1 protein-coding gene is annotated in these 232 nt (G+C 71.1%); it reads right to left on the bottom strand.

Translation table 11 applies throughout. The features are described from left to right. Positions 1 to 232 (bottom strand): pyridoxamine 5'-phosphate oxidase family protein (locus tag BHU15_RS32860; RefSeq protein ID WP_141726929.1); only part of this gene is annotated, 232 nt, incomplete at both ends.

The raw sequence follows: 232 nt of genomic DNA, 5'->3' as shown, positions 1-232 counted from the left end.
CCGGGGTCCTTCGCGTCGCCCGCCATCCGCAACGGGCGGGAGCCGGTCGACCCGTGTACGTAGAGCCGCTCGCCGACCCTGGCGTAGAGGGTGGGCAGGACCACGGGCGCGCCGTCACGGATGAATCCGAGATGGCAGAGGTAGGTCTCGTCCAGTATTCCGTGCACCAACTCGCGGTCGTAAGAGGCGCGGTCGGCGGAGCGGGTGGGGACGGTGCGGTCGGTGGGGCGGT

Source organism: Streptomyces niveus (genome assembly GCF_001723055.1).
Classification (GTDB): Bacteria; Actinomycetota; Actinomycetes; order Streptomycetales; family Streptomycetaceae; genus Streptomyces; species Streptomyces niveus.
Note: the sequence above shows the minus strand (reverse complement) of the source record. Positions and strands in the feature narration are given on the sequence as shown.